The 12,176-nt window shown below is 70.5% G+C and carries 13 protein-coding genes; 9 read left to right on the forward strand and 4 right to left on the reverse strand.

Annotated elements, in window-relative coordinates; all coding sequences use genetic code 11:
• Window positions 1-31 precede the first annotated feature (31 nt).
• Window positions 32-382, forward strand: coding sequence for a 5-carboxymethyl-2-hydroxymuconate Delta-isomerase (locus ACIREO_RS14905; protein WP_404109188.1), 351 nt, complete (start codon window positions 32-34; stop codon window positions 380-382).
• Here ACIREO_RS14905 and ACIREO_RS14910 read toward each other — a convergent pair.
• The 3 genes from ACIREO_RS14910 to ACIREO_RS14920 form a co-directional block, all read right to left on the reverse strand.
• Window positions 367-1,101: a TetR/AcrR family transcriptional regulator gene (locus tag ACIREO_RS14910; protein WP_404109191.1), complete on the reverse strand. Its 735-nt coding sequence runs from the start codon at window positions 1,099-1,101 to the stop codon at window positions 367-369. The two genes, ACIREO_RS14905 and ACIREO_RS14910, sit on opposite strands and share 16 nt — an antisense overlap.
• A gap of 81 nt (window positions 1,102-1,182) precedes the next feature.
• Window positions 1,183-2,430 carry a carboxylesterase family protein gene (locus ACIREO_RS14915; RefSeq protein WP_404109193.1) on the reverse strand — a complete coding sequence of 416 codons (1,248 nt, stop codon included), beginning with the start codon at window positions 2,428-2,430 and terminating at the stop codon, window positions 1,183-1,185.
• Window positions 2,427-3,773: an MFS transporter gene (locus ACIREO_RS14920; protein ID WP_404109975.1), complete on the reverse strand. Its 1,347-nt coding sequence runs from the start codon at window positions 3,771-3,773 to the stop codon at window positions 2,427-2,429. Before ACIREO_RS14920 ends, ACIREO_RS14915 begins: the two co-directional genes overlap by 4 nt.
• Before the next feature lie 211 nt (window positions 3,774-3,984).
• Here ACIREO_RS14920 and ACIREO_RS14925 point away from each other — a divergent pair, with 211 nt between their 5' ends.
• The 8 genes from ACIREO_RS14925 to ACIREO_RS14960 are packed head-to-tail and all read left to right on the forward strand — an operon-like array spanning window position 3,985 to window position 11,006.
• A complete protein-coding gene (locus ACIREO_RS14925; RefSeq protein WP_404109196.1) occupies window positions 3,985-5,460 on the forward strand; it encodes a 2-hydroxymuconic semialdehyde dehydrogenase in 1,476 nt (491 codons plus the stop codon).
• On the forward strand, window positions 5,457-6,287 hold the full coding sequence (locus ACIREO_RS14930; RefSeq protein ID WP_404109199.1) for a 2-keto-4-pentenoate hydratase: 831 nt from the start codon (window positions 5,457-5,459) through the stop codon (window positions 6,285-6,287). Before ACIREO_RS14925 ends, ACIREO_RS14930 begins: the two co-directional genes overlap by 4 nt.
• Window positions 6,284-7,240, forward strand: coding sequence for an acetaldehyde dehydrogenase (acetylating) (locus tag ACIREO_RS14935; protein WP_404109202.1), 957 nt, complete (start codon window positions 6,284-6,286; stop codon window positions 7,238-7,240). Before ACIREO_RS14930 ends, ACIREO_RS14935 begins: the two co-directional genes overlap by 4 nt.
• Window positions 7,237-8,268, forward strand: a complete 1,032-nt coding sequence (gene dmpG / locus ACIREO_RS14940) for a 4-hydroxy-2-oxovalerate aldolase (protein WP_404109204.1) — start codon at window positions 7,237-7,239, stop codon at window positions 8,266-8,268. The genes ACIREO_RS14935 and dmpG overlap by 4 nt, the downstream gene beginning before the upstream one ends.
• A complete protein-coding gene (locus ACIREO_RS14945; RefSeq protein ID WP_404109207.1) occupies window positions 8,265-9,029 on the forward strand; it encodes a 2-keto-4-pentenoate hydratase in 765 nt (254 codons plus the stop codon). Before dmpG ends, ACIREO_RS14945 begins: the two co-directional genes overlap by 4 nt.
• On the forward strand, window positions 9,029-9,484 hold the full coding sequence (locus ACIREO_RS14950) for a RidA family protein (RefSeq protein ID WP_404109210.1): 456 nt from the start codon (window positions 9,029-9,031) through the stop codon (window positions 9,482-9,484). Before ACIREO_RS14945 ends, ACIREO_RS14950 begins: the two co-directional genes overlap by 1 nt.
• Window positions 9,481-10,002, forward strand: a complete 522-nt coding sequence (locus ACIREO_RS14955) for a 3-hydroxyanthranilate 3,4-dioxygenase (RefSeq protein WP_404109212.1) — start codon at window positions 9,481-9,483, stop codon at window positions 10,000-10,002. Before ACIREO_RS14950 ends, ACIREO_RS14955 begins: the two co-directional genes overlap by 4 nt.
• 2 nt (window positions 10,003-10,004) lie before the next feature.
• Window positions 10,005-11,006, forward strand: a complete 1,002-nt coding sequence (locus ACIREO_RS14960; RefSeq protein WP_404109215.1) for an amidohydrolase family protein — start codon at window positions 10,005-10,007, stop codon at window positions 11,004-11,006.
• A gap of 237 nt (window positions 11,007-11,243) precedes the next feature.
• On the opposite strand, the gene ACIREO_RS14965 is transcribed toward ACIREO_RS14960, so the two are convergent.
• Window positions 11,244-12,176: a LysR substrate-binding domain-containing protein gene (locus tag ACIREO_RS14965; RefSeq protein WP_404109218.1), complete on the reverse strand. Its 933-nt coding sequence runs from the start codon at window positions 12,174-12,176 to the stop codon at window positions 11,244-11,246.

Consider the following 12,176-nt stretch of genomic DNA (forward strand, 5'->3'; position numbering starts at 1 on the left):
ACGGACCCGCACTCGCGATCAGGAGCGCTTGATGCCGCAGATCACCGTCGACTACTCCGCCGAGCTCGACGACAGCTTCGACCGGCGCGGTTTCGCGCTGGCCCTGCACCCGCTCGTCGCCGAGACCGTGTCCACCGAGGTCCCCGCCTGCAAGACCCGGTTCCGCAGGGCCGAGGACTCCGTCGTCGGCGACGCGCCCTCGGGTGACTCCATCGTGAACGTCTCCATCGCGATGCTGCCCGGCCGGACCCCCGAGATCAAGGCGCAGCTCACGGAGGCCGTCCTGGAGCTGCTGGCCGGGCACCTGAAGCCCGCCGACGGCCTCACCGTCCACGCCTCGGCCGAGATCCGGGACCTGGACGCGTCCTACCGCAAGGGCTGAGGCAGCCGCTGGGGCGGGACGGCCGGTGCGGCGGGGGCCAGGACCGAGAGCCTGGTGAGCAGTTCGCCGAACGGGCCGTCCGCCGGCTCCTGCGCGAAGACCCGCAGCATGATGCCGGCCATCTCCTGGTCGTACGCCGCGCTCACCGATGCCAGCGCCGCGAAGTCGTGCACCAGCTGCAGCTCCAGCTCTCCGCGCGGGATGTGCTTCCCGTCGAGCCAGAGCAGCGCCGTCGACTCGGCCAGCGACACCCAGGACCGCACGACGAGCTCCAGCCGGGCGGGCGGGCGTGGGACACCGAGATGCGCGATGATCTGCTCGTACGCCGCCTGCCGCACCCCGTCCACCAGGGCGTTGGCCGTGGACGAACCGCCTGCCGGGCCGCCCCGCATCAGGGCGGCGAAACCCGGACCGTGTTCCTCGACGAAGTCGAAGAACCGGTGCATCACCCGGATCAGGCGGGCCCCCAGGGGACCTTCGTGCGCCTCCAGGAAGCGGCCGGACAGCTCGTCCGCGGCCCGTTTCAACGCCGCCTCGTACAGACTGCGTTTCCCCGGGAAGTAGTGGTAGACGAGCGGGCGTGAGATCCCGGCCGCCGCCGCGATCTCGTCGATCGACACCTCGTCGGGCGAGCGGTGACTGAACAACTCCAGTGCGACACCGATCAACTGGGCCCTGCGCTCAGCGACGCCCATCCTGCGTCGCGCCCCGGTCGTCATGAACAACAGGGTACTGACCGGCGGACACGGAAGCGGACCCCAGGGTGCCGCCTGCCTGCCGCCGCTCGGCCCGGTCCGCGGCTACGGGCCGGGCCTGCGGACCTCGCCGCAGACCAACGGGGTAACGGTGGTGCCGGGACGGCCGGTGCGGGCGAACGAGGTCCAGACGGCTCGCAGGGTCCGGCCCAGAGCGTCCACCTCGTGCCACGGGGTGTGGCCGAGCATCGGTGACGTCTGCCAGGCGGCCCGGGACCCCAGCAGCAGGGGAAGTTCGACGCAGTGGGTGGCGCCGAACGCGGAGCCGGCCGGCCGCCAGTCCAGCCGGTAGGCGTGGACGCGGGCCCCGGCCCGTTCCAGCCGCTCACCGAGGACGCCGAGCGGCTCGGCGTACATACGGCGGGTCAGCTCGGCCGGGTCACCGCGCTCACCGGGGAAGGCCGTCATGTCGTCCGCGTTCCAGCCGTACATGATGTCCAGGCCCCGCACGTGTGCGTCGGGGGACGCGCCTGCGGAGCCGAGAGGACCGGCACCCTCGACCGGTCCGAACGGGGGCTCGACGGTGCTGCCGGAGCACTTCGCGTGAGCGAGCGCGGTGTCCCGTTGAGCTGCGAGGACGGTGGCGGGTTCCGCGGTCCTGGGGTCGGCGTCCGCCGGGTCCGTGCCCTGCGCGTGTGCTGCGAGCCGAGCGGCGAACATCCGGCCGAGGTCCTCCGCGTCGGTACGGGAGCGCGTGACGATGTCGAGCGGCGCGCTCTGCAGGATGGCGCGCCGGAAGAGTCCGCGGGCCTCCGGCAGCCGGGTCAGCAACAGGATGGAGAGCGCTCCGGCGGACTGTCCGAAGACCGTGACCTGAGCGGGGTCACCGCCGTACCCGGCGATGTTCGCCTGCACCCAGCGGAGCGCTTCGAGCTGGTCGTACAGACCGAGATTGCCCTCGCTGACCCCGTCCAGGCAGAGGTATCCGAGGGCGCCGAGGCGGTAGTTGACCGACACCACGACCACATCGCCCTCGGTGGCGAGTGCCCCGCCGTCGTACCAGTCCATCAGTCCGGCGCCGCTGCTGAACCCGCCACCGTGGAACCAGACCATCACCGGCCTCTTCCCGGCGTCGCGGGCCGGAGTGGTGACGTCGAGGTTCAGACAGTCCTCGCCCTGTGGGTGCCGGTCCCGGGGGCGCCCCATCACCGCGTCCAGCCGGGACGGCAGCTGGGGGCACACCTCGGCGCCGGCCGGGCGGGTGTCATCGGGGCTCACGCCGCGTGGCCGGGCGAAGCGGTCGGCCACGGCGTAGCGGACGGGGCCGCTGCGCACGGCGTCGGACCGGGTCATGCGCTGTCTCCCACGAGCGGCTCCACCGTGGCGCGGTCCGTTTCCGGGGCACCCTCCGGCACCAGGCGGAACAGGGCGACCGCACCGGCCAGGCTGACGGTACAGATCCCGGCGAGGTACCACGTCACCCCGGTCGACGACCCGCCGGAGTCCAGCAGCGCGGTGGAGATCATGGGGGCGAGGCCGCCGCCGAGGATGGCGCCGCTCTGAAGGATCAACGACGTGCCCGAGTACCGGACGTTCACGGGGAAGGTGTCGACGATGATGCTGCCCTGCACGCTGTGCGTGACGGGGATGATGAGGCCCATGCCGAGCAGGGCGATCACGGCGAGGGCCGAGTTGCCCGTGTCGAGCAGGGGGAAGAAGACGAGGCACCAGGCGAGGACGGCCGCGGAGCCCGCGATGAACATGGTCCGCCTGCCGTGCCGGTCGGCGAAACCGGTCCACAACGGAATGGTCGCGAACCACAGGACCGCCGCGGCGGTCACGCTCAGGATGAGGAACTGCTTGTCGTAGCCGAGGTGCTGGGTGCCGTACGACAGGGTGAACACCATGAACACGTAGGCCACGGCGGAGTTCGCCACGACGGCCAGGAGTGTCAGTGAGAGCCTGGGGAACCCGACCGCGAGAGACTCCTTGAGGGGGAACCTGACGACTTCCTCCTGGGCCCGGACGCGACTGAAGGAAGGCGACTCGGTCACCCGGAGCCGGACCACGAGGCCCACGGCGACCAGGACGAAGCTGAGCAGGAACGGTATGCGCCAGCCCCATGAGGTGAACGCGTGGTCGCCCAAGGCCGAGTTGGTGGCCAGGAAGATCACATTGGCCAGGACCAGGCCGCCGGGTGTGCCCATCTGCGGGAATCCCGCGTACAGATTCTTCTTCCCCGGGGGCGCGTGTTCCATCGACATCAGGGTCGCTCCGGCTCCCTCGCCGCCGAGTCCGATCCCCTGGGCGACGCGTAGGGCGACCAGGAGCACCGGGGACCAGAACCCGATGGAGTCGTAGTTGGGGATGGCCCCGATGAGGGTGGAGCCGATCCCCATCAGCACGAGCGAGACCACCAGCGTCGCCTTGCGGCCGATCCGGTCGCCGAAGTGTCCGAAGACGAGGCCCCCGAGCGGACGCGCGATGAACCCGACGGCGAAGGTGCTGAAGGCCGCGAGGGTGCCGGCGGTGGGGCTCAGCGAGGGGAAGAACTGCTCGTTGAAGATGAGCGCCGCGGCGGTGCCGTAGAGGAAGAAGTCGTACCACTCCAGCGTGGTGCCTGCGAGCGTGGCGAGGGCGGTTCTGCCCGCGGTGGCGCGGGCGTCGCCCGGGTGTTCTTCGTGAGGTGAATTGATCACGGGGGATCCCATCACTTGGATCTGGGCATGCGGGGCGATTACTGCTGGATCCTCACGCCCTGAGACATGACGCACCAATACCAAATCGCCGATGTGCTATACCCGGAGCGGTATAGCTGGGCCTTTTCTTGGGTATACCTGTCTGGGTATATGGATGTCACCAATCTGCATTTGTGGTGCATGGCTGTACCCGAGCACAGTGAGGTCCATGACGGCAGACACAGGGCGGTGGATCCGCAACTTCGTGGCCGGGCAGTTCGTGGAGCCCGACGAGAACCGCAGCTTCGACGACATCGACCCCGCCACCGGGCAGGTGTTCGCCCGGGTGCACGAGGCGGACCGGGCCCTCGTGGACCGCGCGGCCACGGCGGCCCGACGGGCCCTGCACGAGGGATGGGCGACCACTCCGGTACGGGAGAGGGCGGCGCTGCTGCGCAGGGCCGCGGACCGGATCGAGGAACGCTTCGAGGAGTTCGTCGCCGCGGAGATCGCCGACACCGGCAAGCCGGTCGCCCAGGCCAGGGAACTCGACGTCCCACGGGCCGTGGCGAACTTCCGTACCTTCGCCGACGTGGTCGCCGCGGCGGGGCAGGAATCGTTCCTCACCGACCTCGCGGGCGGCAGGCAGGCGCTGAACTACGCGGTACGCAAACCGCTCGGCGTCGTAGCGGTCGTCGTCCCGTGGAACCTGCCCCTGCTGCTGCTGACCTGGAAGGTGGCCCCGGCCCTCGCCTGCGGCAACGCCCTGGTCGTCAAGCCGAGCGAGGAGACCCCGGCCACCGCCACGCTGCTGGCCGAGGTGCTCGACGAAGTGGGGCTCCCCGCCGGGGTGTACAACGTCGTCCACGGCTTCGGCGGCGGCTCCGCAGGTGAGTACGTGACGTCGCACCCGGGCATCGACGGCGTGACCTTCACCGGTTCGTCGGCGACCGGCTCGCACGTGATGAAGACGGTCGCACCCCGGGTCCGGCCCGTCTCGTTCGAACTCGGCGGGAAGAACGCCGCGATCGTCTTCGACGACGTCGACATCGACGAGGCGCTGACCGGGCTGACCAAGTCGGTCTTCACCAACACCGGCCAGGTCTGCCTGTGCACCGAGCGTGTCTACGTACAGCGCCCGGTCTTCGACGCCATCGCCGAAGGCCTCGCCGAGCGGGCCCGCGGACTGCGACTGGGCAGCCCGGCCGATCAGGGCACCACCACGGGTCCGCTGATCTCCCAGGAGCACCGGGACAAGGTGCTGGGCTACTTCGGCCTGGCCGAGCAGGCCGGGGCCAAGGTGCTCACCGGCGGCGGCGTGCCGCAGCTGGGCGACGGACTCGCCGGTGGCTCCTGGATCGAGCCCACCCTGTGGACGGGGCTGACCAACAGCGACCGTGTGGTGCGCGAGGAGATCTTCGGGCCGGTGGCCGCGCTGATCCCCTTCGACACCGAGACGGAGGCGATCGCCCTCGCCAACGACACCGAGTACGGCCTCGCCGCCTCGGTGTGGACCAACGACCTGCGCCGCGGACACCGGGTGGCGCAGTCCATGAACGTCGGGATGGCCTGGGTCAACACCTGGTTCCTGCGCGACCTGCGATCCCCGTTCGGCGGTGTCGGACTCTCCGGCATCGGCCGCGAGGGCGGCGAGTCCTCGCTGCACTTCTACACCGAGCCGACGAATGTGTGCGTACAGCTGTGACGGAACACCACGACCACTCCGCTGCCCGCGCCGGGATCGACGCCGCCGTCGCGCGGCTGACCGCCGCGGCCGCCGACCGGACCCCCTGCGCGCCGGTACGCGAGTTCCTGGGCGCCGACGACCTCGACTCCGCCTACGAGGTGCAGCGGCGCATCGCCGCCGCCCGCAGCAGCGCCGGAGCCCGCGTGGCCGGGGCCAAGATCGGCCTTACCGCCCCCGTCGTGCAGCAGCAGTTCGGCGTGTTCCAGCCGGACTTCGGGGTGCTCTTCGACGACATGGTGCACGCGCACACCGAGCCGCTGGCGCTGGGCCGCTTCCTCCAGCCGCGCGTGGAGGGGGAGATCGCCTTCGTGCTCGGCCACGACCTGGACCGTCCCGGCGCGACCGTCGCCGACGTGCTGCGGGCCACCGACTTCGTGCTGCCCGCCATCGAGATCGTCGACTCGCGCATCGCCGGCTGGGACCTGGCCATCACCGACACCGTCGCCGACAACGCCTCCAGCGGCGCGGTCGTCCTCGGCACCACCCCGTGCCCGCTGAGCGGGCTCGACCTCTCCCGGACCGGCATGGTGCTCCAGCGCGACGGCGAACCGGTCTCCTTCGGCGCCGGCCACGCCTGCCTCGGCTCACCGGTCGTCGCCGTGGCCTGGCTGGCCCGCGAAATGGCCCGGCGGCAACAGCCGTTGCGGGCCGGAGACGTCATCATGTCCGGCGCACTGGGCCCGATGGTGCCGGTCACCGAGCCCGGCCGCTACCGCCTCGTCCTGGACGGGATGGGCGAGGTCGAGACCGTCATCGAGACCTTCGACGAGGAGGGAACCAAGTGAGCAACACCACCGACGGCACCGTACCGGTCGCCGTCATCGGGTCCGGCAACATCGGAACCGACCTCATGATCAAGGTGCTGCGGCTCTCGAAGACGCTGAGCATGGGCGCCATGGCCGGGATCGACCCGGAGTCCGACGGACTGGCCCGCGCCGCCCGGCTCAAGGTCGCCGTCACGCACGAGGGCATCGACGGACTCGTGGCCCTGCCCGGGTTCGACTCCATCAAGGTGATCTTCGACGCGACCTCGGCCAAGGCCCACGTACGCAACGCGCGGATCGCGGCCGAGCACGGCAAGCTCATGGTCGACCTCACCCCCGCGGCTCTCGGACCGTTCGTGGTGCCCTCGGTCAACCTGGACGAGCATCTCGCCGCCCCCGACGTCAACATGGTGACCTGCGGCGGCCAGGCGACCATCCCCGTGGTCTCCGCGGTCTCGCGCGTCGCGCCGGTCGTGTACGCCGAGATCGTCGCTTCCATCGCATCGAAGTCGGCGGGCCCCGGCACCCGGGCCAACATCGACGAGTTCACCGAGACCACCAGCGAGGCGATCCGGGTGGTGGGCGGCGCCGAGGTCGGCAAGGCGATCATCGTGCTGAACCCCGCCGAGCCCCCGCTCGCCATGCGCGACACGGTCTTCTGCCTCGTCGAGGGCGCGCTGACGGATTCGGGCCGGGACCGGATCGCGGCGTCCGTACAGCAGATGGCCGAGACCGTGCAGGAGTACGTGCCCGGCTACCGGCTCAAGCAGGACGTGCAGTTCGACCCGGTCGAGGAGACCATGGTCCCCGCCCTCGGGCGGCGGATCACCGGGGTCAAGGTCTCCGTGTTCCTGGAGGTGCTCGGCGCCGGCCATTACCTGCCCGACTACGCGGGCAATCTCGACATCATGACCTCCGCCGCTGTCCGCACCGCGGAGAAGATCGCCGTGCTCCGAGGATGGGTGAACGCATGAAGCTGTACGTACAGGACGTGACCCTCCGCGACGGCATGCACTCGATGGGGCACATGTACACCGTCGACCAGGTACGCCGGATCGTCGCCGCACTCGACGCCTCGGGTGTCGCCGCCATCGAGGTCGCGCACGGCGACGGTCTCGGCGGGTCGAGCGCGAACTACGGCTTCGGCGCCCACACCGACGAGGAGTGGATCGAGGCCGCGGCCGACGTCCTGCAGCACGCGAAGCTGACCACCCTGCTGCTGCCAGGGATCGGCACCATCGAGCACCTGCGCCGGGCCCACGCCCTGGGCGTGCGCAGCGTACGCATCGCCACCCACTGCACCGAGGCCGACGTCAGCGCACAGCACATCTCCTGGGCCCGCGAGCACGGGATGGACGTCGCGGGCTTCCTGATGATGAGCCACCTCAACTCCCCGGAGGGGCTGGCCGCCCAGGCCAGGCTCATGGAGTCCTACGGGGCGCACTGCGTGTACGTCACCGACTCCGGCGGCCGGCTGACGATGGGGGATGTCGCCGCCCGCGTCGACGCATACCGCGAAGTGCTGGACGCGGGCACCGAGATCGGTATCCACGCCCACGAGAACCTCTCCCTCTCGGTCGCCAACAGCGTGACCGCCGTGGAGCACGGCGCGTACCGCGTCGACGTCGCCCTGGCCGGCCAGGGTGCCGGGGCCGGCAACTGCCCGGCCGAGCCGTTCGTCGCCGTCGCCGATCTGCTCGGCTGGGAACACGGCTGCGACCTGTTCGCCCTCCAGGACGCCGCCGACGACATCATCCGCCCGATGCGCAGCCGGCCCGTACAGGTCGACCGCGAAACCCTCACCCTCGGCTACGCCGGCGTCTACTCCAGCTTCCTGCTGCACGCCGAACGCGCCGCGAAGCGCTACGGGATCGACACCCGGCAGATCCTCGTCGAGGTCGGACGGCGCCAGATGGTGGGCGGCCAGGAGGACCTGATCGTGGACATCGCACTCGACCTGGCCGCGCGGCGCGAGGCCCTCAAGGAAGGAAGCAGCAAGTGATCGCGGCAGACCTGACCGGCTCGCTGGCACAGCGGCTCGACACAGCACAGACGGCGTGTGCGGACACCCCGAGTCTTGCCGACAGCCACGCGTTCGACATCGACGACGCCTATGCCGTCCAGGCCGCGCTGCTGGAGCGCCGGGTCGCCCGGGGCGAGCGGATCGTGGGCGTCAAGCTGGGGTTCACCAGCAAGGCCAAGATGGCGCAGATGGGGGTGTCCGACGTCATCCTGGGGCGGCTCACCGACGCCATGCGGATCGGGGACGGCGACTCCTTCGGCCTTGCACGCTTCATCCACCCCAAGGTGGAGCCCGAGGTCGCCTACCGGCTCTGCCGCGACGTCGACCTCGACGACCCGCTGACCGACATCGAGTCCTGCGTGGACGCCATGGCACCGGCCCTGGAGATCATCGACTCGCGGTACCGCGACTTCCGGTTCACCTACACCGATGTCGTCGCGGACAACACCTCCGCCGCCGGATACGCGATCGGCCCGTGGAGTCCTGTCGGGAGCGTGGCGAACCGGGCGGTACGGCTGCGCACCGCCGATGCTGAATCCGTCGGCTCGACCGCAGCGATCCTCGGCGACCCGGTGCACGCGCTGCACGCCCTGCTGGACATGTGCCGGCGCCGCCGGATCCCGCTGCGGGCCGGAGAGGTCGTGCTCGCCGGTGCGGCCACCGCCGCCCTGCCGCTGGTGGCGGGGGTCACCGAGTGCGATGTGGCGGGCCTCGGCTCCGTCACGGTACGGGGGCGGTGATGAGCGGCTCCCGGGTCATCGAAGGGAAGGCAGCCCCGCGCGGGCGCTTCCCCCACGTCAAGGTCGTCGGCGACCTGGTGTTCGTCTCCGGCACCAGCTCGCGCCGGCCCGACAACACGTTCGTGGGCGTCGAGGCCGACGAGTTCGGCACCACCCGGCTCGACATCAAGGCGCAGACCCGCGCGGTCATCGAGAACATCCGGGACATCCTCGCCGAGGTCGGCGCCGAACTCGGCGACATCGCCCAGCTCACCACGTACCTCGTGTCCATGAACGACTTCGGCGGATACAACGAGGTCTACGGCGAGTTCTTCGACGAGAGCGGGCCGACCCGGACGACCGTCGCGGTGCACCAGCTGCCCCATCCCCATCTGCTGATCGAGATCCAGGCCGTCGCGCATCTGACGCGGTCCCGCCCGTCCCACGCAGTACAGAGCACGGAGGTTTCCTCATGACCGCCCTTCCCCCCGTCATCGACTTCCAGGGCTGGATCGCCGAGCACGAGCACCTGCTCAAGCCGCCGGTCAACAACCGCACCATGGCCCTGGGCGCGGACTTCATCGTTCAGGTCGTCGGCGGACCCAACCAGCGGACCGACTTCCACGTCGACCCGTACGAGGAGTGGTTCTACCAGCTCAAGGGCGACATGCACGTCGACGTCATGACCACGGAGGGGCCGCGGACCGTGCACATCCGGGAGGGTGAGACCTGGCTGCTGCCCGGCAACGTGCCGCACTCCCCGCAGCGCCCCGCCGCCGGTTCGATCGGTCTGGTCATCGAGCGGGTCCGCGAGGAGGGCACCCTGGAGAAGTTCCAGTGGTACTGCGCCGACTGCTCCGCGCTGGTCCATGAGGTCGAGCTCCAGGTGCGCGACATCGTCGAGGACCTGCCGCCGGTCTTCACCGCCTTCTACGAGGACGAGAAGGCACGCACCTGCCCGGACTGCGGCGCTCTGCACCCCGGGAAGGGCTGACCGTGGACCGCACCATCGACATCCACACGCACTACGTGCCGCGAGGCTGGCCGGACCTGACGGCAGAGGGTGGCCCGGACGCCCCCTGGCTGCGGATCGAGTCCGAGTCCGAGGCCATGATCATGATGGGTTCCAGGGAGTTCCGCCGGGTCCAGGCCGATGCCTGGGACGCCGGGACACGGCTGCGCGACATGGACGCGGACGGGGTGCGCAAGCAGGTGGTCTCGCCGACCCCGGCGTTCTTCCAGTACGGACGCAGTGGAGCCGAGGCGACGAAGATCGCACGGATCTTCAACGACCTGGCACTGGAGATCGTTGCCCCGGCAGCGGACCGTCTGATCCCTTTCTGCCAGGTGCCGTTGCAGGACCCCGACGCGGCCTGCCGCGAGCTGGAACGCAGCATCGCCAACGGGCACCGGGGCGTCGAGATCGGCAACCACGTCGGCGATCTCGACCTCGACAGCGAGGGGGTCGTCACCTTCCTCCAGTACTGCGCGTCGCTGGACGTCCCGGTGTTCGTGCACCCCTGGGACATGGCCAACTCGCCCCGGCTGGACCGCTGGATGGCGCAGTGGCTCACGGCCATGCCCGCGGAGACCCATCTGTCGATCCTCGCCATGATCCTGGGCGGGGTCTTCGACCGGATCGACGACCGGCTGAAGATCTGCTTCGCACACGGCGGTGGTTCCTTCGCCTTCTGGCTGGGCCGGATGGAGAACGCCTGGCACGGCCGTAACGACGTCATCGGCACCTCCGCGTTCCCGCCCTCGCACTACCTCGGCCGCTTCTACGTCGACTCGGTCGTCTTCGACGACCGCGCCCTGCGTCTCCTTGTCGACACGGTCGGCGCGGACCGGGTGATGGTGGGCAGCGACTACCCGTATCCGCTGGGCGAGCGCCCGGTCGGCCAAGTGGTCCGCAAGAGCGCCTTCCTGGACGACCGCAGCCGGGGGCTGATCACGCACGGCAACGCGGAGCGCTTCCTGGGGATGCCGGAACTCTAGGGCCTGTCGTCAAACTCCCGCCTGCCGCGCGACGCCTGCCGCGCGACGCCTGCCGCGCGACGCCTGGCACGCACACTCGCGGCGTTGCCGAAATGCCCTAGTAGCTCCTTCCCCGAGCTCTCAACTCCGTTCGAGCAGGGGAGGCCCCGACCGAGACCATTCCGGCGCCTTGCGATTGCACGCACCAGACGCCGCGCGGCCGTCCTCCGGGCGACGACGGGAGTTTGACGACAGGCCCTAGGACCGGCCCCCGGTCATCCCGGCGGCCGTCTCCTCCAGGCTCCGGATCAGAGCCTGAGCCGACGGGCCCAGGGTGCGGGAGGCCGAGAGGGCCAGCCCGACGCTGTGTCCGATGGGGTCGAGCGGTACGCCCAGCCGGACGATCCGGCTGTCGTCCCTGGTGATCAGCCCCGGCAGCACCGCGACGACCTCGGTCTCCACCAGTAGTTGACGTACCGTCAGAAAGGAGGTGGTCTCGATACGGTTCGCCGGCAGCGGCATGCCGTGCCGGGCGAAGAACTCCTCGATCTCGCGCCGCAGAGCGGTCTCCGCGCCCGGCAGGATCCACGGGAGGTCCGCCAGATCCGCGAGCCGCACATCCGGGCGCCCGGCGAGAGGGTGCGAGGCCCCGACGACGAGTTCGACGGACTCGTCGTACAGCGTGCGCCGTAGGATCCGCTCGTCGGAGGGAACGGTGAGCCGGCCGACGACGAAGTCGATGCGGCCGGCCTCCAGCTCCAGCAGCAGCGCCTCGGGGGACGCCTCGCGGACCACGACCGTGAGGTAGGGGCGTCCTCTCTTGAGCGCGGCGATCGCCCGCGGGAGCAGCACGTTGGACCCGGCGAGATGGGTGCCGACGACGACCGTGCCCCGGTCTGCGTCGGCCAGCTCCACCACGTGCCGGCCCGCCTGGGCCAGCTGGGCCAGCACGGCCCGGGCGTGCTCGGTGAACGCCGTGCCGAAGACGGTGGGGGTGACCCCCCGCGGCCCGCGTTCGTACAGCGGGACCCCGAGGATGTCCTCCAGTTCGTGCAGGCTGCGGGTGGCGGCCGGCTGGGTCAGGTGGAGCTCGGCCGCGGCGCCGACCACACTTCCCTGCCGGGAGAGCGCGTCGACGAGGGAGAGGTGGCGCAGTTTCAGCCGGCCGTCGAGGAGGCGTGGGATCTTCAC

Origin of the sequence: Streptomyces sp. NPDC102441 (assembly GCF_044765585.1) — a bacterium.
GTDB lineage: Bacteria > Actinomycetota > Actinomycetes > Streptomycetales > Streptomycetaceae > Streptomyces.